This window comes from Ruegeria sp. CH5 (genome assembly GCF_056537025.1).
This window is the reverse complement of sequence record NZ_JBQFQT010000001.1, coordinates 1,065,283-1,080,690: the sequence shown is the minus strand read 5'-3', so window position 1 is coordinate 1,080,690 and position 15,408 is coordinate 1,065,283. Positions and strand designations below refer to the sequence as shown.

The 15,408-nt window shown below is 60.5% G+C and carries 19 protein-coding genes; 11 read left to right on the top strand and 8 right to left on the bottom strand.

What is annotated here, in order from left to right; genetic code table 11:
• The first annotated feature begins 17 nt into the window (after positions 1-17).
• Complete coding sequence (gene thyX / locus ACR0JC_RS05370; protein WP_093962566.1) at positions 18-929, top strand: FAD-dependent thymidylate synthase; 912 nt, start codon at positions 18-20, stop codon at positions 927-929.
• A gap of 43 nt (positions 930-972) precedes the next feature.
• Positions 973-1,281 (top strand): hypothetical protein, encoded by a 309-nt coding sequence (locus ACR0JC_RS05365; RefSeq protein WP_170338263.1) that lies wholly within the window; start codon positions 973-975, stop codon positions 1,279-1,281.
• An 82-nt stretch (positions 1,282-1,363) separates the two neighbouring features.
• On the opposite strand, the gene ACR0JC_RS05360 is transcribed toward ACR0JC_RS05365, so the two are convergent.
• On the bottom strand, positions 1,364-1,570 hold the full coding sequence (locus ACR0JC_RS05360) for a cold-shock protein (RefSeq protein ID WP_008758035.1): 207 nt from the start codon (positions 1,568-1,570) through the stop codon (positions 1,364-1,366).
• A gap of 213 nt (positions 1,571-1,783) precedes the next feature.
• On the opposite strand from ACR0JC_RS05360, the gene ACR0JC_RS05355 reads away from it, so the two are divergent.
• A complete protein-coding gene (locus ACR0JC_RS05355) occupies positions 1,784-2,101 on the top strand; it encodes an ArsC/Spx/MgsR family protein (protein ID WP_170338265.1) in 318 nt (105 codons plus the stop codon).
• Between the two features lie 42 nt (positions 2,102-2,143).
• Entirely contained in the window at positions 2,144-2,512 is a 369-nt protein-coding gene (locus tag ACR0JC_RS05350) for a hypothetical protein (RefSeq protein ID WP_170338267.1), read from the top strand.
• 1 nt (position 2,513) lies between these two features.
• Here the strand turns inward: ACR0JC_RS05350 and ACR0JC_RS05345 are convergent, their stop codons facing one another.
• The 5 genes from ACR0JC_RS05345 to thrS all read right to left on the bottom strand — a co-directional run bounded on the left by ACR0JC_RS05345 (position 2,514) and on the right by thrS (position 7,213).
• Positions 2,514-3,041 (bottom strand): DoxX family membrane protein, encoded by a 528-nt coding sequence (locus ACR0JC_RS05345; protein ID WP_170338269.1) that lies wholly within the window; start codon positions 3,039-3,041, stop codon positions 2,514-2,516.
• Positions 3,038-3,802, bottom strand: coding sequence for an HvfC/BufC N-terminal domain-containing protein (locus tag ACR0JC_RS05340; RefSeq protein ID WP_170338271.1), 765 nt, complete (start codon positions 3,800-3,802; stop codon positions 3,038-3,040). The genes ACR0JC_RS05345 and ACR0JC_RS05340 overlap by 4 nt, the downstream gene beginning before the upstream one ends.
• On the bottom strand, positions 3,799-4,656 hold the full coding sequence (gene bufB, locus ACR0JC_RS05335) for an MNIO family bufferin maturase (RefSeq protein WP_093962561.1): 858 nt from the start codon (positions 4,654-4,656) through the stop codon (positions 3,799-3,801). The genes ACR0JC_RS05340 and bufB overlap by 4 nt, the downstream gene beginning before the upstream one ends.
• 73 nt (positions 4,657-4,729) lie before the next feature.
• On the bottom strand, positions 4,730-5,032 hold the full coding sequence (locus ACR0JC_RS05330; protein WP_005982123.1) for a BufA1 family periplasmic bufferin-type metallophore: 303 nt from the start codon (positions 5,030-5,032) through the stop codon (positions 4,730-4,732).
• A gap of 222 nt (positions 5,033-5,254) precedes the next feature.
• On the bottom strand, positions 5,255-7,213 hold the full coding sequence (gene thrS, locus ACR0JC_RS05325) for a threonine--tRNA ligase (RefSeq protein WP_170338273.1): 1,959 nt from the start codon (positions 7,211-7,213) through the stop codon (positions 5,255-5,257).
• A 219-nt stretch (positions 7,214-7,432) separates the two neighbouring features.
• Here thrS and ACR0JC_RS05320 point away from each other — a divergent pair, with 219 nt between their 5' ends.
• From ACR0JC_RS05320 to ACR0JC_RS05300, 5 genes are all read left to right on the top strand, one after another.
• On the top strand, positions 7,433-8,182 hold the full coding sequence (locus tag ACR0JC_RS05320; RefSeq protein ID WP_170338275.1) for an alpha/beta fold hydrolase: 750 nt from the start codon (positions 7,433-7,435) through the stop codon (positions 8,180-8,182).
• A complete protein-coding gene (locus ACR0JC_RS05315) occupies positions 8,182-9,174 on the top strand; it encodes an alpha/beta hydrolase (protein ID WP_170338277.1) in 993 nt (330 codons plus the stop codon). The genes ACR0JC_RS05320 and ACR0JC_RS05315 overlap by 1 nt, the downstream gene beginning before the upstream one ends.
• Positions 9,174-9,599, top strand: coding sequence for a VOC family protein (locus ACR0JC_RS05310; RefSeq protein WP_170338279.1), 426 nt, complete (start codon positions 9,174-9,176; stop codon positions 9,597-9,599). The genes ACR0JC_RS05315 and ACR0JC_RS05310 overlap by 1 nt, the downstream gene beginning before the upstream one ends.
• A gap of 20 nt (positions 9,600-9,619) precedes the next feature.
• Positions 9,620-10,234, top strand: coding sequence for a hypothetical protein (locus ACR0JC_RS05305; RefSeq protein WP_480763620.1), 615 nt, complete (start codon positions 9,620-9,622; stop codon positions 10,232-10,234).
• Between the two features lie 84 nt (positions 10,235-10,318).
• Positions 10,319-11,029 carry an alpha/beta fold hydrolase gene (locus ACR0JC_RS05300; protein WP_170338281.1) on the top strand — a complete coding sequence of 237 codons (711 nt, stop codon included), beginning with the start codon at positions 10,319-10,321 and terminating at the stop codon, positions 11,027-11,029.
• Here the strand turns inward: ACR0JC_RS05300 and ACR0JC_RS05295 are convergent.
• Both ACR0JC_RS05295 and phaZ read right to left on the bottom strand, forming a co-directional pair.
• Entirely contained in the window at positions 11,026-11,610 is a 585-nt protein-coding gene (locus ACR0JC_RS05295) for a DUF6151 family protein (RefSeq protein ID WP_170338283.1), read from the bottom strand. The genes ACR0JC_RS05300 and ACR0JC_RS05295 overlap by 4 nt on opposite strands.
• Positions 11,610-12,881: a polyhydroxyalkanoate depolymerase gene (gene phaZ, locus ACR0JC_RS05290; protein WP_170337826.1), complete on the bottom strand. Its 1,272-nt coding sequence runs from the start codon at positions 12,879-12,881 to the stop codon at positions 11,610-11,612. Before phaZ ends, ACR0JC_RS05295 begins: the two co-directional genes overlap by 1 nt.
• A gap of 111 nt (positions 12,882-12,992) precedes the next feature.
• On the opposite strand from phaZ, the gene ACR0JC_RS05285 reads away from it, so the two are divergent.
• Positions 12,993-14,795, top strand: coding sequence for a PHA/PHB synthase family protein (locus ACR0JC_RS05285; protein WP_170338286.1), 1,803 nt, complete (start codon positions 12,993-12,995; stop codon positions 14,793-14,795).
• A 130-nt stretch (positions 14,796-14,925) separates the two neighbouring features.
• Positions 14,926-15,372, top strand: a complete 447-nt coding sequence (locus ACR0JC_RS05280; RefSeq protein ID WP_170338288.1) for a phasin, PhaP — start codon at positions 14,926-14,928, stop codon at positions 15,370-15,372.
• Positions 15,373-15,408: the final 36 nt, after the last annotated feature.

The following is a 15,408-nucleotide window of genomic DNA, read 5'->3' as shown; positions in this document are numbered from 1 at the left end:
AAAAACGAGGTATGTCCATGCCGCTGTCCGCCGAACAACTGGCCGAGATCGAAGAGCAACGCGCACAAACGCAGTCGACCCGCCGTGTTGTGGCTCCGGGTATGGAACAGCACCTTTACACTGCGCATCCTGTTCTGGACCATGGTTTCGTGCGGGTCATCGACTATATGGGCGATGATGCTGCGATCTGCCAGGCGGCCCGCGTGTCCTACGGCAAAGGTACGAAGTCCGTACAGAATGACGAGGGGTTGATCCGCTATCTGATGCGCCACTGGCATTCGACCCCGTTCGAGATGTGCGAAGTGAAACTGCACGTTAAACTGCCGGTCTTCGTCGCCCGTCAGTGGATCCGCCACCGCACGGCGAACGTGAACGAATACTCGGCCCGTTATTCGATCCTTGACCGGGAATTCTACATTCCCGCGCCGGATCAGCTGGCGGCGCAATCAGCGATCAACAATCAGGGGCGGGGCGAGGCGCTGCAGGGCGAAGAGGCTGCGCGTGTCCTGGACATTCTCAAGGCCGACAGCGCCCGCTGCTATGACAATTATGAAGCGATGATCGGCCAGGATGGCCAGCAGGGTCTGGCGCGCGAACTGGCGCGGATGAACCTGCCGGCGAACATCTACACGCAGTGGTATTGGAAGGTGGACCTGCACAATCTGTTCCACTTCCTGCGCCTGCGGGCAGATCCGCATGCGCAATACGAGATCCGCGTCTATGCCGAAACCATGTGCAAGATCGTGGCCGACTGGGTACCGTTCGCGTACAAGGCGTTCGAAGACTATCGCCTGGGTGCGGTCAACCTGTCGGCGCAGATGGTCGAAGCGCTGCGTCGGATGCTGAAGGGCGAGCAGGTGACGCAGGAAAACTCCGGCATGACCGCGCGCGAATGGCGCGAGTTCGAAGCGGTGATCCGCGAAGGCTGATCGCCACCTGTTCGAATTGTCATGATCCTGTTACACTTTGAGCATGACGTTCAGCTTTAAGTTTAGAACTGCGGCGATCGCTTTGTTGCTGGGCCAGCCGGCCTACGCAAAGTCGCCAATAGCTGAAGTGATCTGCGAGCCCACGGCGCGGATGCATGACAAACTGCGCCACCAATTCGGGGCGCAGCAGACCGCCTCTGGTGTTCGCGGACCCGAGCAGATCATGGAGGTGTGGACCAGCCGTCGCGGTGATTGGACCCTTGTCGTAACCTATGCGACCGGGACGTCCTGCATTGTGGCCATGGGCGACAACTGGACAAACCGCACCGAGGCCGACCCGACGCGAGGTTAGACTATCCGGGAAGAGGGTGGACAACGGCCTGTCAATTGGCCGTTGACCTTGTTTCGTCGCACCCGCCAGTTGGCGGGCCCTTTTACAATGGCTTCAAATCAGCCGCCATTTGGCGGCCGTCACGTCCGTCCTGCAACTCGTACGAGACTTTCTGATTGTCGGCGAGTCCGGTCAGGCCGGATCGTTCTACGGCCGAGATATGAACAAACACATCCTTACCCCCTTCATCGGGGGCAATAAAACCATAGCCTTTGGTCGTATTGAACCACTTCACGGTGCCGGTTGGCATTTCCCGTGTCTCCTTCTCCTTGCGCGTCACCCAGCAAATCGGCAGGGCATAGTCAAAGCGACCACAAACCCACGCAGTTCCGAACGAACGAGACGGCGTAAATTGTGTGTTTCGCCTTTTTCAACATTGCACGGTGAAGTAAAAAATCAAGGAATACTGGGTTAACCTATTCGTTTTGCCCGAAATTGCTGCAACGACCGGAGTGGATACATCATGCGCCTTTTTGGCCTGAAGACCTGCGATACCTGCCGTAAGGCACTGAAATCACTGCCTGATGCCGAATTTATTGATGTCCGAGGTGCGGGTGTTCCTTCGGAGGTGTTGGCCAAAGCGTTTGACCAGTTCGGCGAAGCCTTGCTCAATACCCGCTCGACAACCTGGCGTGGATTGGACGACGATCAACGCTCGCGACCACCGCTGGAACTGCTGGCGGATCATCCTGCCCTGATGAAGCGTCCGCTGATCGAGCGCGACGGTCACTTGTTCCTGGGCTGGACTCCGCAAACCCGCACAGCCCTTGGCATTGCCTGATCGGGTGACTATCTGAACCGGCGCAACAATCAGGAATACTTCATGCGAAACGCAGCCATGATATTGGGTGTCATTGCCGGTCTGGTCGGAATGATCGTCGGTTTTTTTGGGTACGGGTTTGTCGAGCTTGTGGATCGTTACGGCGAGATCGAGGGGTTGGCAGAGCAGGTGGAAAACCCCCAGCTCATAAAGACAGCATCGCTTTTGGCGCCGTTGCTGGCGATTGCCGGGGGGGCCATGGCGCATGCGCGTGCGTTGCTGGCCGGTGTTCTGTTGCTGATTTCCGCGGCGGGGATGTACTACGCTTTCGGCTTTGGCGTGTTCACCATGTTCCCGATTGCCTTCGCCGGCGTCGCCGGGCTGCTTGGGATCGCCGCGGGCAAGCCGGACGAACCCAAAGCGCATTTCTAGATCATTTCAGGCGCAGAACCCTATCGAGCGAGAGCGGGCCCGCGCCGTTGATCACGATCACCACGAACAGGAAGCTCCACATAACCCGTTGATCCATCAGGGTGATGGTGTTGTCGAACAGACCGCCCAGCTTGACCCCGTGCCCGGTGACATCGGTGAAGGTCTGGACCCAGACGAACCCGATCATGCCCAGGGCGGCAAGGCGGGTCAGCAGCCCCACCAGAAGCAACGCAGGCAGGATGAACTCGGCCCAGGTTCCTGCGACGGCAACGGGCCAGGTAAAGAACCCTAGCTGCGAGCTGTCGTAGCCGACGGCCTCCATCGCCTTGGGGAAGATCTGGACATAGGCCCCATCCGAGGGGAACAGGAACCCGAAAAACCCGCTGCCCAGCTTGGTCATGGCCGAGTTCCAGTAATAGACCAGAAGAACCGCTATGAAAGTCAGCCGCGCCACGGTCGGTGTCAGCCAGTTCGAGGCGTGGTCCAGCTTTCCGAGAACGGAATTGTGCATAGAGATCAGGGCAGTCATGTTTCCGGCCTTTCGATAGTCACTGAAGTAATCGCACTGCCCTGCAGCAGCAGTGCCAGGGTGGCGCCCAGGTCGAACGCGGGCGTCCGGGTGGTGGTTGCCTCGAAGGCCTGACCAATGGTCTGGCCGGCCTGCATGGCGGTGATCCAGTCGAACCCGCCGGGCGGCAGCAGGTGTGGCGACGGGTCAAATTCGGGGCGCGTGATCAGCACGTCCTGCGCGCCGGGCTGGGGCTTTGGCGCGCCGTCTTCGGTGTTGAACCGCCAGATGGCGTGGATGGGCCAGTCGGACCGGATCAGCTGCATGGTTGGGGCAAAGCCCAGCCGCGCCTGCATCAGGTCTTCGGGCGGCAGGGCGGCCAGCGCGTCGGGCGTGATCGGTTGGCTGTCGGCGGCGTGGTAGGACCGGCGCAAGGCCAGTTCCAGCCGCGCCACGTCGGGCAGATAGCCAAGATGCGCCAGTTGCTCGGTGTCGGCGAGGAATTCGGGGAAGCTCTCGCCATAGAACATCATCAGCGGAGAGCTAGGCGGGTGCTGACGCAGATAGATTCCGGCCAGACCGTCCATGTTCTGCGAACCCAGCAGCTTGGTGATGACCGGAAATGCCTGGTGCATGGCTTCGGTCAGCGACACGGCCACGTTGTTGCGATAGACGCTGAAGCGGCGTCCGGCGGGGCGGGCCTGATCGTCCAGCAACCCGTCGGGCACAGGCGCCGCCGGGTCCAGCACGGCCGCCCGGAACTCTGATTGCGAAACGCTCATGCCGGGATCCGGTCCAGCGCGGATTGCGCGCGTTCGGCCTCGGAGCGCAAGGTGGGCCAGTCGGGCACGTCATTGTCCCATTCGATCAGCACGGGTTTGGGGCCTGACTGGTCGAGCACATAATCCAGCAACGCCCAGACCGGATCGACGACGGCGCGGCCGTGGCTGTCGATGAGCAGGGGTTGGCCGTGATCGTCCTGATCCTCGTCATGGCCGCCAAGGTGGATCTCACCAACCTGGTCCAGAGGGTAGGCGTCGATATAGGCCTGCGGGCTGTAGTTCAGATTGGTGGCCGAGACGAACACGTTGTTGACGTCCAGCAGCAGGCCACATCCAGTCCGGCGCGTGATCTCGCGCAAGAAGTCGGGTTCTGACCACGTGCTTTCAGCAAAAGCGAGATAGCTGGAAGGGTTTTCCAGCAGCATCTGCCGGCCCACCGTCTCCTGTACCTGATCGATATGATCGCAGATGCGGGTCAGTGTGGCGTCGGTATAGGGCAGGGGCAGCAGATCGTTCAGGAACTGGCTGTCATGGGTGGACCATGCCAGATGCTCCGAAAAGCTGGCCGGGTTCAGCCAGCCCACAAGATGCTTCAGGCGGGCCAGGTGCTCGGCGTCTAGCGGGCCTTCGCCACCGATGGACAGGCCCACGCCGTGCACCGAAATGGGAAACCGTTCGGACAGGTGGCGCAGCTGCGCCAAGGGGCGACCGCCGTCGCCCATGTAGTTTTCGGCGTGAATTTCCAGCCAGCCGACCGGGCCGGGCTGGTCAAGGATCTCGGTATAGTGCTGCGGCTTGTAGCCGACCCCGGGCGCGGCGGGCAGCCGTTGCATTCTGCGGGCGTCATCCAACATCGCGTGATCCTTCTCAGCAAGAAACAGGGCGGGCTGTTTGGTTTAGCCCGCCCCTGACATTCCTTCCCGTGCCTTATGCCGGCAGATCGCGTTCCAGCGGCTCAAGCGAGCCTTTGCGGGGCGTTCCGTCCGCGGATTTGGGCAGCTCGATGTCGGCGCAGGTGCCCGCATCGACCAACGTCCAGGCGTTGCCTTGGTAGTCCACGGTCGAGGTGCCGGCACACGTGGTGCCCGGTCCGGCGGCGCAGTCGTTCTGGCCTGCCAGCGATACGCCATAGCATTTTTCTTTGGCCTGAGCGGCGGCGGTGGTTGCAGAGCCCGCAACGGCTGCGGCAACGGCGCTTGCGATTACGAGGGTTTTGGCGGTGTTCGACATCTCAGGTAATCCTTTTCGTGATTGCGTATGTCTGCTTGTGACAGTGACAAAGGTAACGGCTGACACTGCTCTGTTGAATTCACGAGCCCGTGTCTCACGGCTGTGTCAGGGAGCGTTAACGCCCCTTGCAAGTTAACACACTGTAATAAATTAGGAAATCCAGAATTGTTTCAATCCGGCCCCGTGCTGGGGGCCGGATTGGCGGCAAGACTGTGCCGATTGTTACAGAAGATCGGGGGGCGTAGCCGCGTGCGCCAGCTCTTTTGTTACAGCGTCGAGCGGCTGGACCTGGGTCTGCTTCTCGCCCAGGCGGCGGACGCTGACTGTGCGCTCTTCGACCTCGCGGTGGCCCACCGCCAGGATCACTGGCACCTTGCCGACCGAATGTTCGCGGACCTTGTAGTTGATCTTCTCGTTGCGGATGTCAGCCTCGGCCCGGACACCGGCAGCCTTGAGCGTTTCGACCACTTCCAGAACATAGTCATCGGCCTCGGAGGTGATCGAGGCCACGACGACCTGGCGCGGCGCCAGCCAGAAAGGAAGTTTGCCGGCGTGTTCTTCGATCAGGATGCCGATGAACCGTTCGAACGATCCCAGGCAGGCGCGGTGCAGCATCACCGGACGGTGTTTGGCACCATCGGCGCCGATATAGGTGGCGTCCAGCCGTTCGGGCAGGACGAAATCCACCTGGAAGGTGCCGCATTGCCAGTCACGCCCGATCGCGTCGGTTAGGACGAATTCCAGTTTCGGCCCATAGAAGGCACCTTCGCCGGGGTTCAGTTCCGGCTCGACCCCTGCGGCGCGCGTGGCGGTCAGCAGGGCCTCTTCGGCCTTGTCCCAAACCTCATCCGAGCCGGCGCGCTGTTCGGGGCGGTCCGAGAATTTGACCTTGAAACTGTCAAAACCCAGATCTTTGTAGACATCAGTCAGAAACCCGATGAAACGGGCACATTCGTCGCCGATCTGGTCCTCGGTCGAGAAGATATGCGCGTCGTCCTGGGCAAAACCGCGGACCCGCATGATGCCATGCAGCGCGCCCGAGGGTTCGTAGCGCGCGCAGGATCCGAACTCGGCCATGCGCAGCGGCAGGTCGCGATAGGATTTCAGGCCCTGCTTGAAGATTTCCACGTGGCAGGGACAGTTCATCGGTTTGAGCGCGTTCACGGCCTTTTCGCGGGCGTGTTCCTCGTCAACTTCGACGATGAACATGTTTTCCTGGTACTTGTCCCAGTGGCCCGAGCGTTCCCACAGCTTGCGGTCGACCACCTGAGGGGTGTTGACCTCGACATAGCCGCCGCGGTGCTGGGCACGCCGCATATAATCTTGAAGCTGGGTGTAGATGGTCCAGCCGTTGGGGTGCCAGAATATCTGGCCAGGGGCCTCTTCCTGCATGTGGAACAAGTCCATTTCGCGGCCCAGCTTGCGGTGGTCGCGCTTGGCGGCCTCTTCCAGCATGTGCAGGTGCGCCTTCAGCTTTTCCTTGCCGGTGAAGGCCACGCCGTAGATGCGTTGCAGCATCGGGCGGTTGCTGTCGCCGCGCCAGTAGGCGCCGGCGATCGACATCAGCTTGAAGGCGTCGCCGGGCAGTTGGCCGGTATGCTGCAGGTGCGGGCCGCGGCAGAGATCCTGCCAATGGCCGTGCCAATACATGCGCACCGGCTCGTCACCCGGAATCGCCTCGATCAGCTCGACCTTGTAGGGCTCGTTGTTGGCCTTGTAGAACGCGATGGCACGCTCGCGGTCCCAGATCTCGGTGGTGACGGGATCGCGCTTGTTGATGATCTCTTTCATCTTTTTTTCGATGAGGCCGAGATCTTCGGGCGTGAACGGCTCTGCGCGGTCAAAGTCGTAGTACCAGCCGTTTTCGATGACCGGGCCGATGGTGACCTTGGTGTCAGGCCAGATTTCCTGCACCGCGCGGGCCATCACGTGGGCAAAGTCGTGGCGGATCAGCTCGTTGGCCTGGGCCTCGTCCTTCATCGTATGGAGAGCGATTTCGGCATCCTGTTCGATGGGCCACTGCAGGTCCCAGTGCTGGCCGTTGACGGTGGCCGAGATGGACTTTTTCGCCAGCGAGGTGGAGATGTCGGCAGCGACCTCGGCCGGCGTAACGCCTGCCGCGTAGGATCGGGAATTGCCATCGGGGAAGGTAAGAGAGACGGATTTTGAATCCAAGGCCATGGTCTGGCTCTCCTCGTCGGTTTGGCGCCCACTGAACGCCCGGTTGCGGGTTATGGTGTCGGGTCCGTTTGGCAGTTGGTGGTGTCCGTGTCAAGCGTTGGCGGGCAGAGGGCTCTGCTCTTGGCGTGCCGCGGGATATCTGCCTCCAGATGACGGAGGGGCGGGAATTGCACTTGGGCGCGGCGCGTGCATGATGCTGGAAAAGCATGTGAGGATTTCATGACAGCGACGGCATTTCTGGAAACGCCGCCGGGGCGGCGGCTGGCCTATCACAAGAGCGAAGGGGCGGGGCCCACGGTCGTTTTCCTGGGTGGCCTCAAGTCGGACATGGAGGGCACCAAGGCGGTGCATCTCGAGGACTGGGCGCGGGCGCGTGGGCAGGCCTATCTGCGGTTCGACTATTCCGGGCACGGGGAAAGCTCCAGCCGGTTCGAGGAAGGGTGCATCGGGGATTGGCACGAGGACACGGTTGCGGCGGTTTCAGCGCTGACCGATGGACCGTTGATCGTGGTGGGCTCATCCATGGGCGGGTGGCAGGCGCTGTTGCTGGCCAAGGCCATGCCCGAGCGGATCGCCGGCATGGTCACCATCGCGGCGGCGCCGGATTTCACCGAGGATGGCTATTGGGCCTCGTTCAGCGACGAACAGAAACAGGCGCTGGAGACGGTCGGGCATGTTGAACTGCCTTCGGACTACATGGAGCCCTACATCATCACCAAGCGGATGATCGAGGATGGGCGGACGCGGCTGGTGTTGCGGTCGCCGTTGAACCTGCCGTTCCCGGTACGGTTTCTGCAAGGCACGGCGGATACGGCGGTTTCGGTCGACACCGCTGTACGGCTGCTCGACCATGCCAGCGGGCCGGACATGCGGTTGTTGCTGGTCAAGGACGCGGATCACCGGTTCTCGGACGGGCCGTGCCTGGGGCTGATCGAGGATGCGGTTCGCGACGTGATGGGGACAAACTGATGCGGCGGCTGGGGCGGTTTCTCGGGCGGGCCTTGCTGGCGTTGGTGGTGGTCGGCGGGCTGATCTACTGGTTCGGCCCGCGCGAAGAAGTGGATCTGCACCCGCGGTTCGATCCGCGCAAGTTTGGCGAGGGGGTCCAAGTCTATTTCGAAAGCATCGAGTCCGCCTATGACGATATCGTACCGGGTGTCGAAAAGCGGGTGATCTGGCAGGACGGGTTCAAGGAACGTCGCGCGCCCTATTCGGTGCTTTATGTGCACGGGTTCTCGGCCTCGTCCGAGGAAATCCGCCCGGTGCCCGACAGGATCGCCGACGCGCTGGGGGCCAATCTTGTCTATACGCGCCTGCAGGGGCACGGGCGCGACGGGTTGGCAATGGCCGAAGGGACGGCCTCGGGCTGGATGCAGGACATGGCCGAAGGTCTGGCCGCCGCCCGCGCGGTGGGCGACAAGGTCATCGTGATCTCGACCTCGACCGGGGGAACCCTGGCGGCAGCCGCGGCGCTGGACCCCGAGCTGAGCAAGGACGTGGTCGGGATGGTGTTCATCTCGCCCAATTTCGGGGTGCAGGCGGCCGGATCCTGGATACCATCACTGCCTTGGGCGCGCAGCTGGCTGCCGTTGCTGATGGGGGAAACCCGCGACGTGTCGGGCCCTGATCCGGAAAAGAACCTGTACTGGTCGTCCTCTTATCCGTGGGAGGCGGTGGTTCCGATGTCTGTTCTGGTGGATACCGTCGACGCGCTGGATTTTTCGGGTGCACTGGTGCCGGCTCTGTTCTGGTTCTCGGATGACGATCAGGTGGTTCGGCCCGACCTGACGCACAAAGTTGCAGAAGACTGGCGGGCACCTGCGACCGTTCAGACCGTAACCATGGGGCCGGGTGACGACCCGCAATCGCATGTTATTGCCGGACGGCTGATGTCGCCGGGGCAGACCGATGCGACGGTGGCGGGTATTCTGCAATGGCTGAACGGTTTGGGGGTAGAGTGATGGAGCAACGCGTCAGCCTGATCACGATCGGGGCCGAAGATCCCGAAGCCGCAGCCCGCTTTTACGAGGCGCTGGGCTGGCGCCGCACCGACAGCCCGGACGGGGTGATCGTTTTTGACCTGATCGGCCAGACGCTGGGTCTGTACCCATTGACCGCGCTGGCCGAAGAAATCGGGGTTGGCGTTGAAACCCCGGGTCGCGGCGCGATGACGCTCAGCCACAATTGCCGATCCAAGGAGGGTGTCGCCGAACTGTTGCAAGCTGCCGAGGCAGCGGGGGCCGAAATCCTGAAACCAGCCTCAGACGTGTTCTGGGGCGGGCACCATGGGTACTTTCGGGCACCGGATGGTACGATCTGGGAAGTTGCGTTCAACCCGTACTCGGCCCTCGCGCCGGATGGGGCCTTTCGCTGGAACGGGTATTGAATATGCGCAGACCGGGCAGCATGTGGAGCCTCGAGACCCTGGGCCGCGTGCGCCTGTCGCGCCATTTCTTCATGCGCGATTTCCTGTATTCCGAGATCGGGAACTTTCACGAAAAACAGAACCTGCCGGACGACCCGGATCTGGCCATCGAAACCGGCCGTGCATTTTGCGAAACCCTTCTGGATCCGTTGGAGGAAACATTCGGGCGTGTTGCCGTCCGGTCTGGATACCGGTCACCTTCGCTGAACCGGTTTGGAAACGAGAACAAGTTGAACTGCGCCCGCAACGATCATCCCCTTGAATGCCACATCTGGGACCGGGGAACAGGCGAGGCGCGAATTGCCGGAGCCTCGATCGTGATCCCATGGTTTGCCGACCGTTACGCACAGGGCAGGGACTGGCGCGATCTGGCCTGGTGGATGCACGATCATCTCGATTATTCCGAGATATGGTTCTTTCCCAAACTCTGCGCCTTCAATCTGGTGTGGCGGCCCACCCCACTGCGCCGGATCGACAGCTACATTGCGCCGCGTGGCAGTCTGCTCAGGGCCGGTACCGATCCGGATGAGGCCCTGCGTGAACGCCGTCGGCGCTATGCGGACTTTCCCGATTTTCGCGCAATCCGCTATCCCTAAAGTTTTTCTTGCCCGTCTGCGCCGAAACTCTCATCCTGATCAACAAAACGGCCGAGCCGATCGGCCAGTACAAGGAGGCCCTGCGTGATCGAGCCGCTGGTCTTGTTGCCAGGATTGATGTGCGATGCACGGCTGTTTCAGCCGCAGACAACCCGGCTGTCTCAGACCAGGCCGGTGATGGTCGCGCCGATCGGCGGCGGTGATCGGATCGAAGAGATTGCCTCGTCGCTTTTGGACCAGTTGCCCCACCGCTTTGCGTTGGCTGGTCTGAGCATGGGGGGCATTGTCGCGCTGGAACTGGTGCGCCGGGCCCCGGAACGCGTGACCCGCCTTTGCCTCATGGCGACGGATGCGCAGGCCGATACCCCCCAGATCGCCGCTGACCGCGAAGAGCTGATCGTTGCGGCGCAGGCTGGCCGTCTTGAGGATGTCATGCGCAAGGTTCTGGGCTCGGACACGCTGGCCCCCGGACCGCAGCGGATCCCGATATTGAACGACATGCTGGAAATGGCGCTGGAGCTGGGGCCGGAACTGTTCGTGCGCCAAATGCGCGCTCTGCAGCGCCGTCCGGATCAGCAGGGCACCTTGCGGCGAATAAAGGTGCCGACCTTGGTTCTGTGCGGGGCACATGACACTTTGACGCCGGTCAGAAAACACAGCTTCATGGCCGAGTTGATCCCCGGGGCAGCCTTGCATGTGGTGGACATGGCGGGTCATCTTCCAACGCTTGAAGCGCCGGGTGAAACCACCGACGCGCTGTCCGATTGGTTGAACATACCCGTGCGGGTTTTCTAGTCGTACAGCGCCTTGCGTTCTTCAAGGCTGATGACATGCGGAGCCACAACCGGATTTCCGGTTGCGACGTCGAAGAACGGAGTTTGCTTCCAACGACCGGAAAGGCGCGCCGCAATGACTCTGCGGATCATGCCGAGAACAGCAGGAGCCACATTCTCGTGCTTCCATTTGCCATTCGCCTGCGGGACATGGGCGCGGGTCTTCACAGGCCCCAGAGGGGAGAGATCGGAAAATCGGGCGACATCAAATCCGGCAAAGGGGAATTTCATGCTGCTGGTGGTGGTAGCCACAGGCGCGTTGCAGCATTTGGCGTACCATCGAAACAGACCTTTGGGTCCCAGCCGCATCACGGCCAGGTACTCGGTGCCTTTGGTGATGCGGATATATTCGGGCGACATCTGAAAAATGTCTACCGGTCCCGGTGCGGGGTCAGGTTGACCGAAATACAGCTGTCCGGCGCGGCAATCTGGGCAGAAACAGACGACATGGGTGCCACTGGACACCCCTTTGGCCGTGATCTCGCCGCTAAGCTCACCGCAGTTGCAGGCGAACGGAAGGGCAGGCGCCGGGTCTGCGGACATCAAGCAACCTTGTTGCTGTTGGCCGCGCGGCGGCGCGGTTTGCGGCTGTTTTCGTTCATGAAGTCTATGACCAGCGGGCGGATATTGTCACGCCAACTGCGTCCGGCGAAGATACCGTAATGGCCCGCGCCGGGTTCGACATGGCTGGCCTTCTTGCTGTCGGGCAGGCCGGTGCACAAGTCCAGCGCCGCGATACACTGACCGGGGGCCGAGATGTCGTCATTGGCGCCTTCGACCGTCTTGACCGCCACATCCGTGATTTTGCCGATGTCGACTTTGTGGCCAGCCACGATGAACTCATTCCGGGCGATCTCACGGTTCTTGAACACCCGCTCGACCGTCGAGAGGTAGAACTCTGCCGTCATGTCCATCACGGCCAGATATTCATCGTAGAAACGGTTGTGGGCGTCATGATCCGACGCCTCACCCCGCATGACGCGCTGGATCTGGTCGGAGAACGCCTTGCCATGGCGCTCGGCATTCATCGACATGAAGGATGCCAATTGAAGAAGCCCGGGATAAACCATGCGTCCCACGCCCTTGTATTTGAAGCCCACCCGCTGGATCATCGTTTCCTCAAGCTGGCCCATGGTCACCCGGCGGCCGAAATCGGTGACTTCGGTCGGGGTTGCGTCAGGGTCAACCGGGCCACCGATCAGCGTCAGCGTGCTGGGCTGCGCCTTGGGGTCGGTTTCGGCAAGGTACGCCGTCGCCGCAAGGGTCAGGGGCGCGGGCTGGCAGACAGCGACGACATGCGTGTCCGGCCCCAGCTCCTTCATGAAATCGACAAGGTACAGGGTGTAGTCCTCGACATCGAACTTGCCTTCGGACACGGGGATGTCGCGCGCGTTATGCCAATCGGTCACGTAGACTTCGCAATTGACCAGCAGGCTCTTGACGGTCGAGCGCAGCAGGGTGGCGTAGTGTCCGGACATCGGCGCAACCAACAGCACCTTGCGCGGTTGCTCTTTGCGGCCATTCACGCGAAAGTGGACCAGATCGCCAAACGGGCGTTCAAGCACGGAGGTGACATCCACCAGATGATCTTTGCCGTCTTCGCAGGTAAACGTTCGGATACCCCAATCGGGTTTCACGACCATGCGTTGAAACGTGCGTTCGGTTACTTCGCCCCACGCGGCCATCCAGTTGAATGCCGGATTGGGGATCATGGAAAACTGGGGGTAGGACGCCATCGCGCTTGCGGTTGCACCAAGCCATTGGTTGGTGTTGCGCATGGTTTCCATCAGGTCGTAGGTCATCATGTAACGCACGGGAATGGCCTCCTAAATGTCAGCCTGAGAGTTCGGACCATTCGTCGCTTTGCCCCCCGGTGCCCACGACGATATTCTGCACAGCAGCGAGGTTAGGGGGGATTTGTTAAAATGACAACAAGTGAAGGCCACATGCCCGACTTAAGTGACGAACACGTTGAACGCCTTAAGGAAAACATGCTGAAAGTCGAAGATCTGTCCAAGCGGCTGATCGAGGTGATGGCGTCGAAAAAAGCTCATACTCCCGCGCTGGACGGCCCGAATCAGGAACTTTTTGCAAGAGCAGCAACAGCTTATTGGGCCGAGGCCCTGCAAAATCCGGCCAAGTTGTTGGAACAACAGCTGGAATACTGGGGCAAGTCCGTCCTGAATTTTGCTGCGGCGCAGCAGGCCCTGATGGCGGGTGAAGGAGAAGCGGACGAGGCTCCGAGCAAGGATAAACGTTTCTCGAACCCGCTGTGGGATACGAACCCCTATTTCCGTCTCGTCCGCCAGCAATACCTGACAAATGCCGAAGCCATCGCGAACGCGGTGGAGTCGGTCGAGGACTTGGACGCCAAGGACAAGCGGCGGCTGAAATACTTCTCGCAGCAGATTGTCGACATGATGTCGCCGACGAATTTCCTGCCGACCAACCCCGACGCTCTGCAGAAGGCGATCGAAACCGATGGCCAGTCGCTGATCCAGGGGCTGGAGAATCTTGTTGCCGATCTCGAAGCCAATGATGGCGAGCTGATCGTCAAGCTGGCGGATGAAAACGCGTTCAAGGTGGGCGGCAACCTGGCCACAACGCCCGGCGAAGTCGTCTATCGAAATCGGATGATGGAACTGATCCAGTACAGTCCTGCGACTGAGACGGTTTATGAAACCCCCGTCGTTCTGTTCCCGCCCTGGATCAACAAGTTCTACATTCTGGATCTGAAGGCACAAAACAGTCTGATCAAGTGGATCACCGATCAGGGCTATACCTTGTTCGTCGTCAGCTGGGTCAATCCGGATTCCAGCTATGCCGAAACGGGAATGGAAGACTACGTTCAGGACGGATTCCTGACGGCGGTCGAAGAGGCCAAGAAGATCTGCAAGGTCAAACAAGTCAATGCGGTCGGGTACTGCATTGCCGGAACGACCTTGAGCCTCACTCTGTCGCTTTTGAAGCAGCGCGGTGACAAGTCGATCAAATCCGCCACGTTCTTTACGGCGCTGACCGATTTTTCGGATCAGGGCGAGTTTACCCCCTTCCTGCAGAATGATTTCATCGACGGGATCGAGGAAGAGGTGAACAAGGAAGGTGTGCTGCGGTCATGGATCATGGCGCGCACGATGTCGTTCCTTCGGTCTCGCGACCTGGTCTATGGACCGGCGATCCGCAGCTACATGCTGGGCGAGACGCCACCCGCCTTTGACCTGTTGTACTGGAATGGGGACGGCGCGAACCTGCCCGCGAAAATGGCTGTGCAGTATTTACGTGGCTTGTGTCAGCGCAACGAGTTCGCCTCGGACGGGTTCGAATTGATGGGCCACAAGCTGCATGTCCGCGACGTGGATGTGCCGTTGATGGCGATCACCTGCGAGACGGACCATATCGCCGCTTGGAAGGACTGCTATCGCGGTGTGCAGAAAATGGGTTCCCGCAGCAAAACCTTCATCGTTTCGGAATCGGGACATATTGCAGGCATCGTCAATCCGCCCAGCAAAAAGAAATACGGTCACTACACCAACCCCGATCTCAAGGCGGGTGCCGATACCTGGATGAAAGAGGCAAGCTTCCACGAAGGCTCGTGGTGGCCCCGCTGGGAGGCTTGGTTGAAGAAGCGGTCTGGCAAGCAGGTTCCGGCACGCGAACCGGGTGATTCGAGCCATCCACCGTTGGCTCCGGCGCCGGGAACCTATGTAGTCGCCAAACCAAAGTCTTGATTTCACATTGAAACTAAAAAATTCTGCGGTGCAGCAACAAAAAACTTGAAATGCTGCGCCGCAGCAATCATATTGTCCTCAAGCTGATGAAACCCGGGGTGGGCCCGGACCGGCTGAAAGGATTAGGACAATGGCAAAGACCCAAGACTTTACCGCGATCATGAAAGACATGATGGGCGCGTTCCCGGTGGACACCTCCGCCGTTGAAAATGCATTCAAATCGACCGCTTCGCTGAACGAAAAGCTGTCGGGCGTTGCTCTGGAAGCTGCCGAGAAATCGGCTGAAATCTCGAACAAGTGGACCAAGGAAACTCTGGCCAAGCTGAGCGAGATGTCGAAAGCCAAGGCAGAGCCGGCCGACTACGCCAAAGCAGCAACCGATTTCGCCAGCGCTTCGGCTGAAGTTGCTGCCGAGAACCTGGCTGCTTTCGCTGAAATCGCCAAGAAAGTTCAGTCGGAAACCGTCGAGCTGCTGATGGCTGCTGGCAAAGAAGCTGCGGAAGAAACCACCGCGGCCGTCAAGAAAGCCACCAACGAAGTGACCGCTGCTGCCAAGAAAGCAACGGCTGCCAAGTAAGCAAGATCCGCGAAACGCACCCATCCCTCCCAAATT

Excerpts from the sequence above, each read along its gene's own strand:
- thyX (WP_093962566.1), top strand. The coding sequence starts at position 18 with ATGCCGCTGTCCGCCGAACAACTGGCCGAGATCGAAGAGCAACGCGCA.
- ACR0JC_RS05285 (WP_170338286.1), top strand. The coding sequence starts at position 12,993 with ATGACAACAAGTGAAGGCCACATGCCCGACTTAAGTGACGAACACGTT.
- ACR0JC_RS05330 (WP_005982123.1), bottom strand. The coding sequence starts at position 5,032 with ATGTCGAACACCGCCAAAACCCTCGTAATCGCAAGCGCCGTTGCCGCA.
- ACR0JC_RS05365 (WP_170338263.1), top strand. The coding sequence starts at position 973 with ATGACGTTCAGCTTTAAGTTTAGAACTGCGGCGATCGCTTTGTTGCTG.
- ACR0JC_RS05310 (WP_170338279.1), top strand. The coding sequence starts at position 9,174 with ATGGAGCAACGCGTCAGCCTGATCACGATCGGGGCCGAAGATCCCGAA.
- ACR0JC_RS05320 (WP_170338275.1), top strand. The coding sequence starts at position 7,433 with ATGACAGCGACGGCATTTCTGGAAACGCCGCCGGGGCGGCGGCTGGCC.
- ACR0JC_RS05305 (WP_480763620.1), top strand. The coding sequence starts at position 9,620 with ATGTGGAGCCTCGAGACCCTGGGCCGCGTGCGCCTGTCGCGCCATTTC.
- ACR0JC_RS05340 (WP_170338271.1), bottom strand. The coding sequence starts at position 3,802 with ATGAGCGTTTCGCAATCAGAGTTCCGGGCGGCCGTGCTGGACCCGGCG.
- ACR0JC_RS05280 (WP_170338288.1), top strand. The coding sequence starts at position 14,926 with ATGGCAAAGACCCAAGACTTTACCGCGATCATGAAAGACATGATGGGC.
- ACR0JC_RS05360 (WP_008758035.1), bottom strand. The coding sequence starts at position 1,570 with ATGCCAACCGGCACCGTGAAGTGGTTCAATACGACCAAAGGCTATGGT.
- bufB (WP_093962561.1), bottom strand. The coding sequence starts at position 4,656 with ATGTTGGATGACGCCCGCAGAATGCAACGGCTGCCCGCCGCGCCCGGG.
- ACR0JC_RS05295 (WP_170338283.1), bottom strand. The coding sequence starts at position 11,610 with ATGTCCGCAGACCCGGCGCCTGCCCTTCCGTTCGCCTGCAACTGCGGT.
- ACR0JC_RS05355 (WP_170338265.1), top strand. The coding sequence starts at position 1,784 with ATGCGCCTTTTTGGCCTGAAGACCTGCGATACCTGCCGTAAGGCACTG.
- ACR0JC_RS05350 (WP_170338267.1), top strand. The coding sequence starts at position 2,144 with ATGCGAAACGCAGCCATGATATTGGGTGTCATTGCCGGTCTGGTCGGA.
- ACR0JC_RS05315 (WP_170338277.1), top strand. The coding sequence starts at position 8,182 with ATGCGGCGGCTGGGGCGGTTTCTCGGGCGGGCCTTGCTGGCGTTGGTG.
- ACR0JC_RS05345 (WP_170338269.1), bottom strand. The coding sequence starts at position 3,041 with ATGACTGCCCTGATCTCTATGCACAATTCCGTTCTCGGAAAGCTGGAC.
- thrS (WP_170338273.1), bottom strand. The coding sequence starts at position 7,213 with ATGGCCTTGGATTCAAAATCCGTCTCTCTTACCTTCCCCGATGGCAAT.